This window comes from Nocardia uniformis NBRC 13702, assembly GCF_001613345.1.
In the GTDB taxonomy this organism is placed as follows: Bacteria; Actinomycetota; Actinomycetes; order Mycobacteriales; family Mycobacteriaceae; genus Nocardia; species Nocardia uniformis.
On sequence record NZ_BDCE01000048.1, the window covers coordinates 30,212 to 51,475 of the forward strand.

The 21,264-nt window shown below is 68.4% G+C and carries 1 protein-coding gene; it reads right to left on the reverse strand.

What is annotated here, in order from left to right:
• Window positions 1-3: 3 nt before the first annotated feature.
• Entirely contained in the window at window positions 4-21,261 is a 21,258-nt protein-coding gene (locus NU1_RS43255) for a type I polyketide synthase (RefSeq protein WP_067522282.1), read from the reverse strand.
• Window positions 21,262-21,264 lie beyond the last annotated feature (3 nt).

The following is a 21,264-nucleotide window of genomic DNA, read 5'->3' on the forward strand; positions in this document are numbered from 1 at the left end:
CTATCAGTCCTCGGAGTTGTAAGCCAGATTGATCAAGTCGTCGATTTCCAGAACGTCGATCGATTCCTCGACGTCACCGTGCTGATCGCTCCCCGTGGCGGGGCTGCCGGTGTGGTTGTCCATCAGTGTCATGAGGGAGTTCAGCAGGCCCGACTCCCGGAGCCGCGCCAGCGGAATCGCTTGCAGGGCATCGCGGAGGGCGTCGTCGGACAGATCGGCCGAGCGGTCGGGTTTGTCCGTCTCGACGAGTTCGCCCGTCAAATACCCGGCCAGGGATTGCGGGCTCGGGTAGTCGAATATGAGGGTCGCCGGAAGCCGCAATCCCGTGGCCGTCGTGAGCCCATTGCGAAATTCGATCGCGGTGATCGAGTCGAATCCCAGCTCGCTGAACGCCCGGTCGATCGCGATGGCGGTGGCGTCGGCATGCCCCAAAACCGTTGCGGCCTGGGCGCGTACCACTTCGATCAGCACTGCGGATCGCTCCGCTTCCGGGGTATCGGCCAAACGTTTGCGCAGTTCGGCCCCCGAATCGACCTGTGGGGCGCGACGGGTTGGCAGCAACCCCTCGATCAGTGTGGCCGCCGAATCCGCGCCGATTCGCCGCGGATCCAGATGGGCGAGGACAGGGGCGGCGATATCGGTACTCGCCGCGGCGTCGAACAAAGCCAACCCCTGGTCGTGCGACAGCGGCAGCATGCCCGCACGTGACATGCGCTGGCGGTCCACCGCGCCGAGTTCGGCGGTCATGCCGCCGGACGACTCCCACGAGCCCCAGGCGAGGGACTGCCCGCGGCGGCCGGTTGCCCGGCGGTGTACCGCCAGGGCATCCAGGCACGAATTGGCGGCCGCGTAATTGCCCTGACCGGGGCCACCGAACGCACCCGCCACCGAACTGAACAGGACGAACGCCTTCAGATCCAGATCGGCGGTCAGCGCGTGCAGGTGGAGTGCGGCGTCGACCTTGGGGCGCAGCACCGCGTCCATCCGGTCCGGGGTGAGCGAGCCGATCGCCCCGTCGTCGAGTACACCCGCGGTGTGGAACACCCCGCGCAGTGCACGGTCGGCGGGGATGTCGGCCAATACCCGTGCGAGTGCGTCACGATCGGCGACATCGCAGGCCGCGAATTCGACCGAAGCGCCGAGTTGCCGCAAGTCCTCCCGAAGTTCCGTGGCACCGGGCGCGGCCGCACCACGTCGGCTGACCAGCAGCAGGTGCCGGGCGCCGCGGGTGACCAGGTGCCGGGCGAACAAGCCGCCGAGGAAGCCGCTCGCACCGGTGATCAGTACCGTCTCGTCCGGTCCGAACTCGGTGCTGAGCGCGGAGACCGAAGTCCCTCGAGGCGAACTTTCGATCAGGCGCTCAGTGGCCGCAGTGGTCGCTACGCGAGCCAAGCGTGCCTGGTACAGCCGACCATCGCGCACCGCGAGCTGCGGTTTGGCCGCGGCCGCGATCCCGCCGAGCAGCTCGTCGATCCGGGAATCGGCGTCCACCAGGACGATTCGGCCCGGATTCTCCGCCTGCGCCGACCGCACCAGACCGCTCACCGCGGCACCGGCGAGGTTCGTCGTGTCCTCACCGGTCACCGATACCGCACCCTCGGTACGAACCACCAGCAGTGACTCATCGAATCGCCGCTCGGTGATCCAGGATTGCAGCACCTCCAGCGCGGCATGGGTCGCGGTACGAACGCTGTCGGGATCATTGCCCGCCAGGCTGTCGTACCGCACCACCGCCGGCACCTCGGTACCGACCTCCGGCCACGGCATCGCGCCGATCGCGTTGCCCGACACCGTGATCGGTGTCCACTCGACATCGAACACGGCATTACCGACGACCGACGCGCCCGCAGTGAGCTGTGTCGGATCGATCGGCCGGGATGCCAGAGTTCGCACGGTGGCGATCGGCGCACCGGTCGAATCCGCCAGATCGACGGTAACCGTGTGCTCGCCCACGCGAGTCAACCGAACCCGCAGTGCGTCGGCTCCGGCCGCATGCACGGTGACTCCCGACCATTCGAACGGCAAGGCGACGCCGTCGTCGGTGGTCAGGAATCCGGCCGAATGCAGCGCGTGCAGGGCGGCGTCGAGCAGTGCCGGGTGCAGTCCGAAGCCTGCGGCGTCCTGAGTGTGCGGCAATGCGACCTCGGCGAATACCTCCTCGCCACGTTGCCAGGCGGCCCGCAGACCCTGGAATTGGGGACCGTATGCGTAACCGGCGTCGAGCAATTCGTCGTACAGCCCGTCGATATCCAGCGCCCGGGCGCCCGCGGGCGGCCAGGCGGTGAGGTCGGCGGCCGGTGACTGCCGCGGGGCGAGTACGCCTTCGGCGTGCAATGTCCAGGAGGTCGATGTATCGACGTCGTCGGCCGGGCCGGAGAACAGCCGCACTCCGCGTCGCCCGGTCTCGTCCTCGGCGCCGGTCAGCACGCGCACCGCGACACCACCGGCTTCCGGCAGCACCAGCGGCGTGCGCAGCACCAGTTCCTCCACCGTCGGCAGGCCGACCAATTCCCCTGCGTGCACCGCGAGTTCGACCAGACCGGTGCCGGGGAACAGCACCGTGCCCATGACCCGATGATCGGCCAACCAGGACTGTGTCTGCACCGACAGCCGCCCGGCAATGATGACAGCGCCGTCGTCCGGTTGCGATATGACGGCGGAGACCAGCGGGTGGCCGCTGCTGGCAAGGCCCATGACTGCGGCGCTGCCATTACCGCTGATCGTGCCCTCGGTCCAGTAGCGCTTCCGCTGGAAGGCGTAGGTGGGCAGGTCGATTCGGTGCGCGCCGGTGCCCGCATAGTGCTGGGTCCAGTCGACGTCGGCGCCGGAGACGAACAATCTCGCCACCCCGGCCACCAGGGTGGCGGCGTCGGCGTGATCCCGACGGACGAGGGCGAGAGCGGTCGCTTCCCGGTCGTCGAGGATCTGCTCGAGCATCGGGAACAGGACGGCGCCGGGGCCGACTTCCGCGAAGCGGGTCACGCCCAGTGCCGCCATGGTGGCGACGGCATCCGCGAAACGGACGGCCTCGCGCACCTGGCGGATCCAGTAGCCGGGATCGGTCATTTCGTCGGTGACGCGGGTGCCGGTCACCGTGGACACCACGGTCAGCCGCGGCTGGGTGAACGTCAATCCTTCGACGACAGCGCCGAAATCGGCGAGCATCGGGTCCATCAGCATCGAATGGAAGGCATGCGATACCCGCAGCGGATGCGTCCGCCACCCGTTCGCGGCGCAGCGGTCGACGACGGCGGCGATATCGGTGTCGGCGCCGGAGAGCACCACCGCGGACGGGCCGTTGACAGCGGCGATCGCGGTCTCGCCCGAAAGCAGTGGCAGCACATCGGCTTCCGACGCACCGACGGCGACCATCGCACCGCCGGATGGCAGGGCCTGCATCAACCGGCCGCGTGCCGCGACCAGCGCGCAGGCGTCGGTGATCGAGAGCACACCGGCGACGTGCGCCGCCGCGACCTCACCGATCGAGTGCCCCGCCACCACATCCGGACACACACCCCAGGATTCGAGAAGTCGGAACAGCGACACCTCGAAGGCGAACAATCCGGCCTGCGCGAAGACGGTCGAATCGATCGCCTCCGGGTCCGTGAGGGCCTGTTCGAGCGACAGTGGCTGCGCCAACCGCGGACTCAGCTCCGCGACGATCGCGTCGAAGTGCTCGGCGAACACCGGGTACTCCCGCAAGCCGAGGGCCATATCCGCCCGCTGCGCGCCCTGTCCGGAGAATACGAATCCGGTGGTACCGGATACCGCGCGCCCGGTGACCATATTCGGTGCGGAGTGCGCGCGAGCCACTGCCCGCACACCGGTGAGCAGATCATCGCCGTCGCCCGCGACGACTACGGCCCGGTGCTCCCAAACCGTTCGCGTGGCCGCCAGGGAGAATCCGGTATCGATCGGATCATGGTCGTCGCCAAGCGTTCTCGCGACAGTGGCGGTCAGGCGTTCGGCCTGCGCTTCGAGCGCTTCGGCAGTGCGAGCCGACAGTACCCACGGCACTATTCCACCGGGGGGAGTGGTCGCAGCGACCGGCACCGCGGCCGATGCCGGAGCCTGCTCGAGGACGACGTGCGCGTTCGTACCGCTGATACCGAACGACGATACGGCCGCACGACGGGGCCGATCCACGTCCGGCCACGCCACCTGCTCGGTCAGCAGCCGCACCTGACCTTCGGACCAGTCGACCTTCGTGCTCGGCCGATCCGCGTGCAGGGTGCGCGGCAGCACGCCGTGGCGCATGGACATGATCATTTTGATCACGCCGCCGACACCCGCGGCGGCCTGGGCGTGCCCGATATTCGACTTCAACGATCCCAGCCACAGCGGCCTGTCCTCATCGCGATCGCGTCCGTAGGTGGCCAGCAGCGCTTGGGCTTCGATGGGATCACCCAGCGTGGTGCCGGTGCCGTGCGCCTCCACGGCATCGACCGCTTCCGGCGCAATGCCCGCGTTGGCCAGGGCCTGGCGGATCACCCGCTGCTGGGAAGGTCCGTTCGGCGCGGTCAAACCGTTCGACGCGCCATCCTGGTTCACCGCGGAACCGGCCAGCACCGCCAGCACCTCGTGACCATTGCGCCGCGCGTCCGACAATCGTTCCAGCACCAGCACACCGGCGCCCTCGGACCAGCCGACCCCATCGGCATCGTCGGAGAACGACCGGCACCGCCCGTCCGGCGACAAGCCGCGCTGGCGGCCGAACTCGAGGAACATATCCGGCGTCGCCATGACCGCCACGCCACCCGCCAGGGCCAGATCGCACTCTCCCGACCGCAGCGACTGCCCGGCCAGATGCAGGGCCACCAGCGACGACGAACACGCCGTATCCACGCTGACCGAAGGCCCCTCCAAGCCGAACACATAGGACACCCGGCCGGATACCAGGCTGCCCGCGGCACCGCTGCCGCTGCCGGTGGCCTGGGCGTAGTCGTGATACATCAACCCGGTGAAGACACCGGTCGAGCTGCCGCGCAGCGTCGCCGGATCCAGCCCGGCACGCTCCAGCGCCTCCCAGGAGACCTCGAGCAGCAGCCGCTGCTGCGGATCCATCGTGGTGGCCTCGTTCGGGCTGATGCCGAAGAAGTCCGCGTCGAAATCCGCTGCCGCATAGAGGAAGCCACCCCGACGGGTGTAGGTCTTTCCCGGCTTGCCGGGTTCCGGGTCGTAGATGCCGTCGAGGTCCCAGCCGCGATCGGTCGGCATGTCCCCGGTTGTGTCGCGGCCTGCGACCACGAGGTCCCACAGGTCCTCGGGCGAGGCGGCCCCGCCCGGGTAGCGGCAGGCCATCGCGACCACCGCGATCGGCTCGTCGTCGGTACGGCTGTGTGTCCGAACCACGCGGCGCACCGCCTGCTCCTCGACCGTCCCACCGCCGGGCAGCTGCGAAACGATGAATTCGGCAACCGCCCGTGGGTTGGGGAAATCGAAGATGGTCGTGGCTGGAAGGTGCAGTCCCGTCGCGGTATTGAGCTTGTTGCGGAACTCGACCGCGCTCAGTGAATCGAAGCCGAGCTGCTGGAATGCCTGTCCCGGTTCGATGGCGTCCGGCGACGTGTGACCGAGCACCTCGGCCGCGACCGACCGCACCAGATCCAGCACCGCATTGTCACGATCGGTGTCCGACAAGCCCGCCACATTGAGCGCGAGCGTCGAATCGGGACCCGGTCGGTTCGCGCGTCTGGCGGGCGCGGGCACCAGCCCGCGAACCAGGGCGGGAATCTGCTCCCCGCGTTTACGCAGGACCGCTCGGTCTACCCGCAAAGCGATCACCTGCGACTCGTCCGACGCGATCGCCCCGTCGAACAGGGCGAGACCGTCGGCCTCGGACAGCGGTGGAAAACCTTGTCGGCGCAGCCGGTCGAAATCGCCGTCGGTCAGGGCGGTGCCGAGACCGCTCGAGCGCTCCCACATGCCGTAATCGACTGCGGTCGAAGGCAACCCGAGACTGCGCCGATACTCCGCGAGTCCGTCCAGGAAGACATTGGCGGCCGCGTAATTGGCCTGTCCCGCCGCCAACACCAATCCGCCGGCCGAGGCCACCATGACGAACAGCGATAGCGGCAGGTCCCGGGTGAGTTCGTGGAGGTGCCACGCCGCATCCACCTTGGGCCGGAACACAGTATCGATCCGCTGTGCGGTCATCGACGCGAGCACGGAATTGTCCGCGGTTCCTGCCGCATGAACGACACCGGTGAGCGGATGAGCCTCCGGCAGGTCCGCGAGCAGTGCCGCGAGAGCGTCGCGGTCGGAGACGTCGCATGCGGTGACGGTGACTTCCGCACCGAGCTGCACCAATTCGTCGCGCAATTCGACCGCGCCGGGCGCGTCGAGCCCGCGCCGTGAGGTCAGCACCACATGGGGCACACCGTATTCGACGATCAGATGCCGAGCGATGACCGCGCCCAAACCGCCGGTACCGCCGGTGACCAGTACGGTTCCCGGCTTCGTCAGCGTGATCGGCGCCCCGGCCGCACGCGGACTCAGGCGGGGCACGAGCACGGCGGCGCCACGCAAGGCGGCTTCCGGTTCGGACCCGAGGGCGCCGACCGCCTGCACGAGCGCGGCGGAATCGCCGTAGGCATCGATGTCGAGCAGTTGGAAACGATCCGGGTTCTCGGCCTGAGCGGCGCGGACCAGGCCCCACACCGGGGCCTGCGCCAGATCGATCCGATCCGAATCGTGCACCGAGACCGCTCGTTCGGTGACTATCACCAAACGGGTATCGCTGAGCCGCGGTTCCGCCAGCCAGGCTTGCAGCGTGGCGAGCACGCCGACGGTTACCGCTCGCGCCGCCTGCGGCACCGCACGGGGGGTGGGCCCGAAGGGCAGAGGGGTGGGAATAGCACTGTCGTCGCGGGGGCATGCAAACACGACGATTTCCGGGGCGACGGCGTCGCCGCTGGAGTCCAGATCGGCGATCAAGGCCGCCAGATCCGCGTGGCCGTCGCCTCCGAGTAGCACCACCTGCGCGGGGTCGATCGTGGCAGGGGTCTGGGTCGTGGGCGTCCACCCGATCCCGAACAGTGCGTCAGGCATTCGGCCCGCACCCAACTGTTCCACCGATACCGGACGGGAGACCAAAGAGCCTACCGAGAGGACGGGGTGGCCCGCGGTGTCGGCGATCTGTATCGAGAAGCGTTCGTCCGCACCGACGATCCGCACCCGGACGGCTGCGGCGCCGGAGGCGTGGAGCACGACCCGGTTCCAGCTGAACGGCAGGGCTGGAGCTCCCTCGCGACCACCTCGAATGCTGTGCACGATGAATGCGTGCATGGCCGCATCGAACAGTGCCGGATGGAGGCCGTATCCCTGCGCGGCCTCCGGATTCGGCAACGCGACCTCGGCGAACAACTCGTCACCGCGCTGCCACATCGCTTGTAGCCCTTGGAAGTACGGGCCATACCCGTATCCGATATCCAGCAATTCGTCGTAGGCGCCCGCCACCGCTATCGACTCGGCGCCCGCCGGAGGCCAGGTGGCGAAATCGAAGTCGGATCCTCCGTCCTCGGCTACGAGCGCGCCCTCCGCGTGCCTTGTCCACTCGGCTTGTCCGGGTTGACGGGAGTGGATGGTCAGGCGTCGTCGACCATTGTCGTCGGCGGCGCCGACGACAACCTGCACGGCGACGCTGCCCTGGGCCAGCAGGGTCAAAGGCGCGTGCAGGACGAGTTCATCGACTACCCCGCAGCCGACCAGACTGCCGACGTGCGAAGCCAATTCGACGAATCCGGTGCCCGGCAGCAGCACGGTACCGAGCACGCTGTGGTCGGCGAGCCATTCGATCGAATCGATCGACCACCGGCCGGTGAAGCTCACGCCGCCGGAATCAGGCTGCGGCACAACAGCACCCAGCAGCGGATGATCGGCGGGTTCCAAGCCCGCCGCGTCCGCGCCGGGGAATTCATCCGCCAACCACGTCGTTGCCAGGTGTTTCTTCGCGTCGAGCCAGTAGCGGTCGTGCTGGAAGGCGTAGGTGGGCAGATCGATGCGCTCGGCACTGGCGGTCGAATAGAACTCCGCCCAGTTCACCGCGGCACCGGACACGAACACCTTCGCCACCGCCGTGATCGCCGTGGCGGTGGTGGCGTCGTCGCGGCGTGCCACGGCGACGGCGACCAGCTGGGCGGCGTCGACACCGGGGAGCACGTCGACAGTACGAGCGACCATCGGCGTCAATACGGCATCGGGTCCGAGCTCGACGAATCGCGAGACACCGGAAACCGCCATCGTGGTCACCGCGTCGGCGAACCGCACCGGTTCCCGCACCTGCCGGACCCAGTAGCCCGGGTTCGACATCTCATCGGTCACGCGAGCACCGGACACCGTCGATACCAAGGGAATCGACGGCACGTCGAAACTCACACCGGCGATGGCGGCGGCGAACTCCGCCAGCATCGGTTCCATCAATACGGAATGGAAAGCGTGCGACACCCGCAAACGGTGTGTCCGCCAACCCTTCTCGGCGCACGCCTCGGCCACCGCTTCGACGGCGGTACCGACTCCCGAGATCACGACCGACGACGGACTGTTCACCGCGGCAATCGAGACACCGTCACCGAGTAGCGGCAGCACATCGGACTCCGCGGCGCCGATGGCGATCATCGCGCCCTCGGCGGGCAGGGCCTGCATCAAGCGCCCGCGTGCGGCGACCAGCACGCACGCATCCGACAGGGACATCACACCGGCGATATGGGCGGCGGCGACCTCGCCGATCGAGTGGCCGGCCACGAAATCGGGCCGCACTCCCCATGATTCGAGCATCCGGTACAGCGCCACTTCGAAGGCGAACAGCCCGGCTTGGGTGAACACCGTCCGGTCGATCGCTGCGGAGGAACTCAGAGCGTCGATCAACGAGCCGGATTCGCCCAGCAGCCGATCCAGCTCCGCGACAACCGCATCGAATACCTCCGCGAACACTGGAGATGCGCGCAGCGCCGCTGCCATACCGGCCCACTGCGAGCCCTGTCCCGAGAAGACGAACCCGGTCGAACCCGGTACGACGCGACCCGAAATCACACCCGGTGCCGCCGTACCGGCGGCCAGCGCGCGCACCCCGGCGAGCAGGTCGTCGGCGGTATCGGCGAGGACCACCGCGCGATGATCGAAAACACTTCGGGTGGCCAGCGAATGCCCCACATCGACCGGCTCGTACTCGTACCCCGCCACTTCCGATGACAGGCGCGCGGCTTGGGCCGTCAGGGCGGTGGCGCTGTGCGCCGAGACCACCCATGGCAAGACATCGGCGCCTGTACCTCGGCCCGTCGTGGGGGAGGCGGACGTAGTCCGCTCCCGAGGTGGCTGTTCGAGGATGATGTGGGCGTTGGTGCCGCTGATGCCGAACGACGACACGCCTGCGCGGCGCGGACGATCGACTTCCGGCCACACGATCGGTTCGGTCAGCAGCCGTACCTCGCCTGCGGACCAGTCGACCTTGGTCGAGGGCTGGTCCACATGCAGGGTGCGCGGCAACGTTCCGTGGCGCATCGCCATGACCATCTTGATCACGCCGCCCACGCCCGCGGCGGCCTGCGCGTGTCCGATGTTCGATTTCAGCGAACCGAGCCACAGCGGCCGTTCCGGCACCCGATCGCGGCCATAGGTCGCGAGAATGGCCTCGGCCTCGATCGGATCGCCCAAAGTCGTTCCGGTGCCGTGGCCTTCGACGACGTCCACCTCGTCCGGCGCTACTCCGGCGTTGGCGAGCGCCTGGCGAATCACCCGGCGTTGCGATGGACCATTGGGCGCGGTCAAACCGTTCGAGGCGCCGTCCTGATTCACCGCCGAGCCCGAGACCACGGCCACGATGTGGTGGCCGTTGCGTTGCGCATCGGAGAGTCGTTCCAACACCAGCACACCCGCGCCCTCGGACCAGGCGACACCGTCGGCGGAATCGGCGAAGGACCGGCTGCGGCCATCGGGTGACAGACCCCGCTGCCTGGAGAACTCGACGAAGGTCTCCGGGCTGGCCATCACCGTCACGCCGCCGGCCAGCGCCAGATCGCATTCACCCGAGCGCAGTGACTGCGCGGCCTGATGCATGGCTACCAGCGATGAGGAACACGCGGTGTCGACGGTGATCGACGGCCCCTCGAGACCGAAGGTGTAGGAGACCCGGCCGGAGGCGACGGAACCGGTAGCCGAGTTGTTGGGGTAGTCGTGGTACATCATGCCGACCCACACGCCAGTTGAGCTGCCGCGCAGGGTCGCCGGGTCGATTCCGGCGCGTTCGAAGGCCTCCCATGAGGTTTCGAGCAGCAGGAACTGCTGTGGATCCATGGTGGCCGCTTCGTTCGGGCTGATGCCGAAGAACGCGGGATCGAATTCGCCTGCGGTGTGCAGGAATCCGCCGGATCGCGTGTAGGAGCGGTTGGGCTGTTCACCGGTCGGGTCGTAGATGCGCTCGATGTCCCAGCCACGGTTGGTCGGGAAGTCGGAGGAGGCGTCGACACCGTCGGATACCAACCGCCAGAGGTCTTCCGGCGATTCGACACCGCCGGGATACCGGCAGCCCATTCCGACGATCACGATCGGGTCGTCGTCGACCGATTTGGTGGCCGTGACCGTGAAGCTTTCGCCGACCCCCGACAGCTCGTCGGCGATATACGCCGCCAGCGCCTGTGGTGTCGGATAGTCGAAGACGACAGCGGCGGAAAGCGCCACTCCGGTGGCGGCTTTCAACCGATTGCGCAGTTCTACGGCGCTGAGTGAGTCGAACCCCAGATCTTGGAACGCGCGATCGGGTTCGATGGTCGCAGCACCGCCGGTGCCCAGTACCGCGGCGACCTCGGCGCGCACGGCATCGAATACCGCCTGACGTCGGTTTGCGTAGTCCAGCACTGAAAGCCGCTGAGCAGGTGCGGAAGCCGCGCGCCGGGCAACCCGTCGGCTCGCCGGAACCAGGTCGCGCAGGACCGGCGGCAGCAGCCCGGTCTCGAGCCCGGCTCGCAGCGCGGCGGTGTCGAGCGCCGCGATCACCGCGAACGTCGCATCCGCCGCGATCGCCGCCCGCCATCCCGACAGGGCTTGCTGCTCCGGCAGCGGGCTGAGTCCGCTGCGACCGAGACGGGCCGAGTCGGCCGCGGTCAATTGGCCGGCCATACCACCGGCGCTCGCCCACGGACCCCACGCCAGCGACTGCCCCGGCAGTCCCTGCGCCCTGCGGTGTGCGACGAGTGCGTCGAGGAAGGTGTTGGCGGCAGCGTAGTTGCCCTGCCCAGGGCCGCCGACCGTTCCCGAAATCGACGAGAACACCACGAACGCCGCCAGATTCGACGCTGCCGTCGCCTCGTGCAGATGCCACGCGGCATCCACCTTCGGCGCCAGGACGGTATCGATCTGCTCCTGCGTCAATGAATCGATCGTGGCATCGTCGAGCACGCCTGCGGCATGGATGACCGCAGTCAGCGGCCATTGCGCCGGGCACTCGCCCACTGCGGCGGTGAGGGCTTGGGCGTCGGTGACATCACACGCCACCACACCCACCTGTGTCTTTCCCGCCCCCCTGCCCTTCGGGCCCGCCCCCCTTGCGCCCAGCTGCTCCAATTCCGCGGTCAGCGCGGCCACACCCTCGGCGTGCGGACCGCGACGACTGACCAGAAGCACCGACGGTACGTCGTATTCGGCTACCACGTGCCGGGCGACGATCGCTCCCAATCCGCCTGTGCCGCCGGTGATCAACACCGTTCCGGTGCCGAAGGGATGCGGATCCGCCGGTCCCGATGCGACGGGTGCGGACCGGGTGAGCCGGGCGGTGTGCAATACGCCGTCACGCACGACCACCTGCGGCTCGCCGACCGCCGTGATGGCGGTGGCCAGGGGTGTATCGATGTCGATGTCGGTGTCCACGAGCACAATTCGGCCGGGATCCTCGGCCTGTGCCGAGCGCACCAGGCCCCACACCGCGGCGCCCGCGAGATCATGCGGATTCTCACCGGGTAGCGACACCGCGCCCCGCGTGGCGATGAGCAGTGTGGAAGTGCCGGACTGGTCTGCGCTCCGCCAGCGCCGCACGATGTCGAGGATTCGCGCGACCTCGGTGTGGGTGGCGGCCACGACATCGGAATCCGTTTCCTGCCAGCCCGTTCCGGCTTCGGCCACGACGACGGCCGGTATCGCGCCGTCGAGCGCCTCCCAGCGCATCACCTCCACGAGCTTGTCGGGCACGGACGTGGCTGTGTCTGCTTGTGGTGATGGGGCTGGTGACCAGATCAGGTCCAGCACCGGAGCAGACGAGTGCTCCGCGGTGGCGGCGGCGAACTGTGCGATCGGAATACTGCGCGGCGTCACCGATCCGGTCAAGACCGACCGCCCGTGCTCGTCGTCGACCGAGACCGCCACCGCCGACCCGCGGGGGGTGAGGCGCACCCGCAGCACCGACCCCGCGGTCGCCGACATCGAGACCGAGTCCCAGGCGAACGGCAAGGCGATATGCCCGCCCTCGACGGTGAACGCGGATTCCGGTGCCCCCGCGTCGCTTTCCAGCGCGCCCACCAGATGCCCCGCGTGCAGCGCGGCGTCCAGCAGCGCCGGGTGGATGGCGTATCCGTCGGAAGGTGCGTCGTCATAGCCGATTTCGGCGATGACGTCCTCGCCGCGCCGCCACAGCGCGCGAACACCCTGGAAGGCCGGCCCGTATTCATAGCCGCGTTTGAACAGGCTGGTGTATCCCGCCGCGACGTCGAATTCGGTTGCGCCCGTCGGCGGCCACTCACCGATATCTGTGCGCACAGCGTCGTCGGTCGCGGTCAGCCGACCGCGCGCATGCAGCGTCCACCGTTCGTCCTCGAGATTCTCCTCGCAGGAGTAGATGGAGACAGACCTCGACGCGTGGCCGGTGCCTCCGATGACCACCTGAATGCGCGTGCCGCCGTTCGCAGGCAGTACCAGCGGCGCCTGCAGGGTCAGTTCTTCGAGGACGGTGCAGTCGACGGCACGCCCTGCGGACACCGCGAGTTCGGCGAATCCGGTCCCCGGGAAAATCGCGGCCCCGGCAATGACGTGATCGGCGAGCCACGGCTGGGTCGCGATCGATAGCCGACCGGTCACCAGCACCTCACCCGACTCCGGCGCCGAGACGGTCGCTCCCAGGAGTGGGTGGTCGACCGCGTGCAAACCCGCGTACTCGACCCCCGCGTCGGCCCGGGCGAACTCGAGCCAGTACCGCCGCCGCTCGAATGCATAGGTGGGCAACGGCACTCGCGAGACCGGGCGCCGATCGAAGTAACCCGCCCAGTCGACCTCGACACCGGCGACATGCGCCTGCGTCAGACAGGTCATGAGCTGTGCCACCTCGGGTCGGCCGCGGCGTGCGACGGCCAAGGCCGAGGAATCCTGTTCGACCTCGGCGTCCAGGCCTTGGCGAACCATCGCCGTCAGGACCGCGTCGGGGCCGAGCTCCACGAATCGACGGACGCCCGAGGCCGCCAGCGTGGCGACCCCGTCGGCGAAACGCACCGCTTCGCGCACCTGGCGTACCCAGTAGTCGGGTTCGCGCACCTCGTCACCGGCGAGCCCGCCGGAGACGCTGGAGATCAATCGAATTCGCGGTTCGTGATAGGTCACCGACCGAGCCGCTTCGGCGAACTCGGCGAGCATCGGGTCCATCAAATGCGAGTGGAACGCGTGGGAGACCCGAAGACGCGATGTCTTCCAGCCGCGCTCGGCGCATCCCACGGCGAGCATCGCGATCGCATCCTCGTCACCGGATACGACCACGGAGAACGGGGAATTCACGGCGGCGAAGGAGAGCTGTCCCGTGTCGGCCAGCAAAGCCGAGACCTCATGCTCCGCGGCGGCGACCGCCAGCATGGCGCCACCGGCGGGCAACCAGCCCATCAACCGACCACGCGCCGCGACGAGTCGGCAGGCGTCGGGAAGTGTCCACAGTCCGGCAAGGTGAGCCGCCGCCAGCTCGCCGATCGAGTGCCCGATCAGGAATTCGGGGGTAACTCCGAACGATTCGAGCAGTCGGAACAGCGCCACCTCGTACGCGAACAGCGCGGGCTGCGTGATCTCCGTGCGGTCCAGTGCCTCGGTGTCGTTCGAACCGGCACCGCGACCGGTGAACATCAACTCCCGCAGGGGAGCGTCGACCAGCGGATCGAGTTGTGCGCAGACCTCGTCCAATGCGGTCGTGAAAACCGGGAATGCCTCGTACAGTTCGCGGCCCATACCCACCTGCTGAGCACCTTGACCGGTACACAGGAAGGCGGTCGGCCGCGTTCGGCTCCGGCTCAGGGCGACGCCGTATGCGGTGCCGCCCTCGGCCAATGCGGACAAGGCGGCGTGCGCCTGGTCCATATCATCGGCGACGATCGCGGCTCGCCACTCGAAGTGGGAGCGGCTCGACACCAGCGAATAGGCGATATCGTCGAGCGACGGCCCGGGGTGCTCGGCGAGCCACAGCGACAGCGCCTCGGCTTGCGTCCGCAGGCCGGTCTCGGTTTTCGCCGACAACATCAGCGGCGCCGCCGATACCGGTGCCACCTGAGGCGACCGGCCGTCAGGCGCCGCCGGTGTCCGCGGAGCTTCTTCGATGATCGCGTGGGCATTGGTGCCACTGACACCGAACGACGAGACACCTGCGCGGCGCACCGCGCCTCCGGCGGGCCATGGCTCCGGTTGGGTCAGCAATCGCACCGCGCCGGAGGACCAATCCACGTGTGGCGAAGCGGTTTCGGCATGCAGCGTCGGCGGCAGCGTTTCGTTGCGCAGCGCCTGCACCATCTTGATCACGCCACCGACACCGGCCGCCGCGACCGTATGCCCGATATTCGATTTGATCGAGCCGATGCGCAGGGGCTCGCGCTCGCCACGATCCTGCCCGTAGGCGGCGATCAGCGCATGCGCCTCGATCGGGTCGCCGAGCGGCGTACCCGTTCCGTGCGCTTCGACCGCGTCCACGTCGGCCGCGGTGATACCCGCATTGGCCAGGGCCTGGGCGATGACACGTTCCTGTGCGGGACCGTTCGGCGCGGTAAGACCGTTGCTCGCCCCGTCCTGATTCACTGCCGTGCCGCTGACCAGCGCCAGGACTTGGTGCCCGAGTCGCCGAGCGTCGGACAGCCGCTCGAGCACCAGCACCCCGACGCCCTCGGCGAAGCCGACACCATCGGCTCCGGCGGAGAAGGGTTTGCATCGACCATCCGGCGACAGGCCGCGCTGCCGGGCGAAATCGACGTACAGGTAGGGACTCGCGAAGACGGTCGCACCGCTGGCCATGGCCAGCGACGTATCACCCTGCCGCAGTGCCTGGCACGCGAGATGCAGTGAGACCAGCGAGGAGGAGCACGCGGTGTCCACGGTGACCGCGGGGCCTTCCAACCCGAAGGTGTAGGCGACACGTCCGGAGACGACGCTGCTGGTGGTACCGGTGAGCCGGTACCCCTCCAGTTCGCCGTTCACCCGGTCGACGTACCCGGAGAAGCCCGCACCCGCGAATACGCCGGTATCGCTGCCGCGCAACGAGAGTGGATCGATACCCGCGTGTTCGAGTGCCTCCCAGGAAGTTTCGAGCAGCAGGCGTTGCTGCGGATCCATCGCGGCCGCTTCGCTGGGGCCGATCCCGAAGAAGCCGGGATCGAATTCGGCGGCGTCGTAGAGGAATCCGCCGCGGCGGGTGTAGACGGTACCGGGCTTATCGCTGTCGGTGTCGAACAGGCGATCCAGTTCCCACTCGCGGTCGGTGGGGAAGTCCCCGGTGGCGTCGATGCGATTGGCGACGAGATCCCAGAGTTCCTCCGGTGAGGTGATTCCGCCGGGGAACCGGCAGGACATGCCGACGATCGCGATGGGCTCATCGGCGCGTACCCGGCGGACCGGTTTCGGCGCCGGGGCACTCACCGTCGGTTCGATCCGCGTCAGGATCATCGCCGCCACAGCCTGTGGTGTCGGGTGGTCGAACACCAGGGTGGAGGGCAGTTTCACCCCCGTCGCCCTACCGAGCCGGTTGCGGAACTCCACGCCGCCGAGGGAATCGAATCCGATTTCGTCGAAGCGCTGATCCGGCCGAATGTCGGCCACGGATTCGTGGCCCAGTACCGCCGCGGCTTCGACCAGCACGGCCTCCAGCACTACTTCGCCGCGCCGTGCCGCAGGTGTCTCGGCCAGTCGAGCACCGAGTGTTCCGGTCGCCGCGACGGCAGCCGGTGCCGCGGCGCGCGCCCGGCGTGGGAGGTATCCGCGGAGGACCTCGGGCACCTCGGTCTCATCGCTAGTGCGTAATGCACCGGCATCGAACCGGATCGGTGCCAGTCGCGCCGAGCTGTGCGCGAGTGCTTCGTCGAAGAGCCGCACACCCTCCGCGTCGGCGAGTGGGCTCAGTCCCAGTCGTTCCCAGCGAGCCAGCGCACCACGATCCAGTCCGCCGGTCATGCCGCTGGACTGATTCCACGGGCCCCACGCCAACGAGGTCGCCGCGAGACCGGCGTCGCGTCGGCGTTGGGCCAAGGCGTCCAGTGCGCCATTCGCCGCAGCGTAGTTCGCTTGGCCCGAGGTGCCGAGGACGGTCGCGATCGAGGAGAACACCACGAATGCCCGGACGTCTCTACCCCGAGTCAGCTCGTCCAAATGCCAGGCGCCGTCGACCTTCGGCGCCAGTACGCGCTCGACCTGTGCGTCGGTCAGTGCTGCGACGGTTCCGTCGTCGAGCACGCCGGCGGTGTGCAGCACCGCGATCGGAGTATCGATGTCGTCGAGCAGCTTGCGCACCGCGCCGCGATCGGCCACATCACACGCAACGACCCGGGCGCGTGCCCCCAGCCGCGCCAACTCCGCGACCAACTCGGTGGCTCCCGCCGCATCCGGGCCACTGCGCGAGGTCAATACCAGCTCGCGCACGCCGTATTCGGCAACCAGGTGCCGAGCGAACAGCGAGCCGAGGCCGCCGGTGCCGCCGGTGATCAGTACCGTCGCTCCGTCGAAGGTCGCCGACGTGGCGACGGGATCCGTTTCGGCACTGTGCGTTTCGGCCGCGAGCCGGAGCCTGGGAACCAGAACGCGGCCGTCCCGCACCGCGACCTGTGGTGCGCGGGTAGCCAGCGCGGCGGCGATCCGATCGGAGTGCACGGGGGGCGGGCCCGAAGGGCTGGGGGGTGGGAAAAGCACAGGTGCGGCGGGATCCTCGTCGATCAGTACGAATCGATCGGGATGCTCCGACTGCGCGCTGCGCAGCAGACCCCACACCGCGGCCGCCGCCGGGTCGAGGGGTTCCCCCGGGATACCGGCCCCACCCGAAGTCACCACTACCAGCCGGGTATCGGCCAACCGATCCTGCGCGAGCCACGAGCGCAGTAGCGCCAAGGTCGAGTGCACCCGTTCCCGTACCTCGTGCGAAGCGGCACGCACTACCACGGCATGGGGAAGCTCGTCGGCGGCAACGAGATCGGCGATCGATGAGTATCGCGTATCGAAACCGAGTGCCGTGGTCTCCGGCGTCAACAGTGCGAGGGTGGGCACGGACTCGGCGACCGCCTCGCTCGGGTTCGGATCTACCTCCCAGCGCACCTCGTACAGCGCGGCGTCGTCGGCTGACAGCGCACTGCGGAATTCCTTGACGTCGTACGGCCGCATGACCACCGCGTCCACCGAGACAACGGGATTGCCGTCCAGGTCGACAGCTGCGACCGCCACTGCTTCCGGCCCCTGGGCGACCGCGATAACCCGTAGTGCGGACACCTCGGCGGGCCGGCCACCCGCGGTCGATGAACGGTGGAACCGAGCCCCGCCCCAGCGGAAAAGCAGTCTGCCGGTGTTCGGATCGGGGTTCCCATCACGCCAGATCAGCCGGGAGAAGGCGGCGTGCATCACCATATCGAGCAGCGCGGGATGCAGCGTGTGGCGTCCCGAATGCGTTGCGGCCGTGCTCAGGTCCGAGTTCAGGGCGATCTCGGAGAAGACAGCGTCTTCTCGCTCCCACACCTGCTGTACCCCGAGGAACGCCGGACCGTATTCGAGTCCCGCGTCCCGGGCGATCTGCGCGGGCAGAGCAGCGCTGTCGAGGTGTTGCGCGTCGGCGGGCGGCCACGATTCCGCCCGCAGCCGGGAGAGCACTTCCGGCTCGCGCCCGGCGGACGTGGCGAGCGAACCCGTCGCGTTGTGGATCCATTCGTCGGAAGTCGAGGTGCGGAAATAGAATTCGAACGGGCGATGGCCGGTCGAGTCGGGCGCCTGTACCAGTACCTGTAGTTCGATCTCATCGCTGTCGACAGGCACGATCGGTGCTTGCAAGGTGAGTTCTTCGACTGCCTCGCAGCCGATTCGGCCACCGGCGACGAGCAGGAACTCGATCAGCGTGGCGCTCGGCAGGACCACCACGCCGTAGGTCATGTGGTCGGCGATCCACGGATGCGTCGCCGCCGACAGCCGGCCGGTGAAGAGCCACTCGTCCGAACCGGCCAATCCGAGGACGCCGGTGAGGATCGGATGGTCCGAGATGTCCGCGGCCGCACCGTGGTCTGAGTTCAGCCAGTAGCGGCGCCGTTGAAAAGCATACTTGGGCAGGGTATTCGGAGCCGTACCGCGCCCGGCGAAGGTCGAGCGCCAGTCGACGCGCGCACCCGTAACCTGAATCTGCGCCAGGGCCGCGACGAATTGCCCGACCTCTTCGGACGACCGCCGCGCCAGGGCTACAGTCGACGGGGCAGCCGCGAGATCGGTGTTCTCACCCAGGCATTCGCGGGTCATCGCGGTCAGTACCGCATCGGGCCCGACTTCGACGAAGCGGCGTACCCCGTCGGCGCGCAGTGTGTCGATCGCGGGCGCGAAGCGGACGGTTGCGCGGACCTGCTGCACCCAGTACTCGGGATCGGTCACCGAAGCACCGGCCGACGCTCCGGTGACGGTCGAGACGATCGGCAGCTCGGGTGTGCGGTAGGTGAGTTTCTGTGCGACCGAGCGGAACTTGTCGAGCATCGGCGTCATCCGCGCCGAATGGAAGGCATGGCTCACCCGTAGCCGCTTGGTCTGGATGCCTGCGGCGGTGAGTTCGCGCTCCAGGCTCTCGATCGCCTCGGTATCGCCGGACACGACCGTCGAGGTGGGACCGTTCGCCGCGGCCACCGAGACTCGATCGGCCACTGCCGCACTGAGTTCGGATGCGCGCGCCGCATCGATGGCCACGGCGAGCATCGCGCCGCCTTCGGGCAGTGCGCCCATCAAGCGGCCGCGGGCCGCCACGAGCGCGCAGGCGTGCGGCAGCGACAGCACTCCGGCGACATGTGCCGCCGCCAGCTCACCGACCGAGTGACCGACCAGCACATCCGGTGCGACACCGAAGGATTCCAGCAGCCGGAACAGCGCCACCTCGAAGGCGAACAGCGCGGGCTGTGTCCATTCGGTTCGGTCCAGCACGCCATCGGAGTCGGTGAACATCACCTCCCGCAGCGACCGTCCCAGTATCCGATCCAACACCGCGCACACATCGTCCAGTGCGGTAGCGAAAGCCGGGTATGCGCGGTAGAGGCCGGCGCCCATCCCGACGCGTTGCGCACCCTGGCCGGTGAACAAGAACGCGGTGGCACCGGAATCAGCCTTCGCCGCAACAGTATTCGGACCACCGGCGGCCAAATTTGCCAAACCGGTCAGCATTTCGGTGCGGTCGCGCCCGGTGACCGCACCGCGCCACTCGAGCAAAGCCCGCGAGCTCGCCAGGGACTGCGCCACCTCGTGTACGTCCACGTCGGGGCGCTCGGTCAGCCACTGGCGCAACCGATCCGCTTGTGCACGCAGCGCGACTTCGGATTTGGCCGATACCACGAGCGCGAGGCTGTGCTCACCCACCCCGTCGGCTCCGCCTCCTGCCATCCCCCTGTCGGCCGAAACGCGCGGCAAGGTATCCGCCTCGGTGGCGGCCTCCGCCACGGCGGGAGCTTCCTCGAGAATGAGGTGCGCATTGGTGCCGCTGGCGCCGAAGGAGGACACGCCTGCCCGGCGCGCGCGTTCCCCGTGCGACCACGGGTGGTTGTCCTGAAGCAGCCGGACGGTACTGGCGGACCAATCCACGTGCGGCGTAGGTTCATCCACGTGCAGCGTTCTCGGCAGCACACCGTGGCGCATGGCCTGCACCATCTTGATCACGCCACCGACACCCGCGGCGGCCGAGGTGTGACCGATATTGGATTTCAGCGAGCCCAGACGTAGCGGCTCCCCTTGGCGTCCCGTGCCGTATACACCGATGAGAGCGCGCGCCTCGATCGGATCGCCGAGCATCGTGCCGGTTCCGTGTGCCTCGACCGCGTCGATGTCGGCGGGATCCAGTCCGGCGTTTGCCAGTGCCTGGGCGATGACCCGCTCCTGTGACGGGCCGCTCGGCGCGGTGAGTCCGTTGCTCGCACCGTCCTGATTGACCGCACTTCCTCGAATGACCGCCAGCACGTTGTGGCCCGCGCGCTGGGCATCCGAGAGTCGTTCCAGCACCAGCATTCCGAGGCCCTCGGAGAACCCGGTGCCGTCGGCGGCGGCCGCGAACGCTTTGCACCGAGCGTCGCTGGACAGTGCCCGCTGCCGAGCGAACGCGATCAGCAGAGACGGGTCCGACATCACGGTGACGCCACCGGCCAGAGCCACATTCGTATCGCCGGAACGCAGTGCCTGACAGGCCAGATGGATGGCCACCAGTGAGGACGAACACGCGGTATCGACCGCGATCGCCGGGCCGGTGAAGCCGAAAGTGTAGGCAATGCGTCCGGCCAAAACGCTATTCGAAACACCCAGGTAGGCGTGGCCTTCGGTTTCCGCACCGATGGCGGGCGAACCGATGCGGGGGCCGTAGTGCTGATGGATGACACCGGCGAATACACCGGTTTCGCTGCCGCGCAGCGACGTCGGGTCGATACCCGCGTCCTCGAGGGCTTCCCAGGAAGCCTCCAGCATGAGCCGCTGCTGCGGATCCATCGCCGCGGCCTCTCGGGGGCCGATGCCGAAGAATCCGGCATCGAAATCGCCGATATCGTCGAGGAATCCGCCGTCGCGCGTATAGATGGTGCCCGCCGCGTCGGGGTTCGGGTCGAACAGCCGCGCGAGGTCCCAGCCGCGATCGGTCGGATAGCCGCCGATGGCGTCGACGCCCTGCGCGGTCATCTGCCACAGCTGCTCGGGTGAGCGCACGCCGCCCGGGTACCGGCACGCCATACCGACGATGGCGATCGGTTCCTGCATGCGATCGGTGAGCGTACGCAGCCGCTGCTTGGTCTCGTACAGCTCCTTGGCCGTCTTCTTGAGGTACCGGCGTAGTTCGTCGTCGTCGGCCATCAG

What these genes read in the sequence shown, in the direction of transcription:
- NU1_RS43255 (WP_067522282.1), bottom strand. Translation starts at nt 21,261, where the DNA reads ATGGCCGACGACGACGAACTACGCCGGTACCTCAAGAAGACGGCCAAG.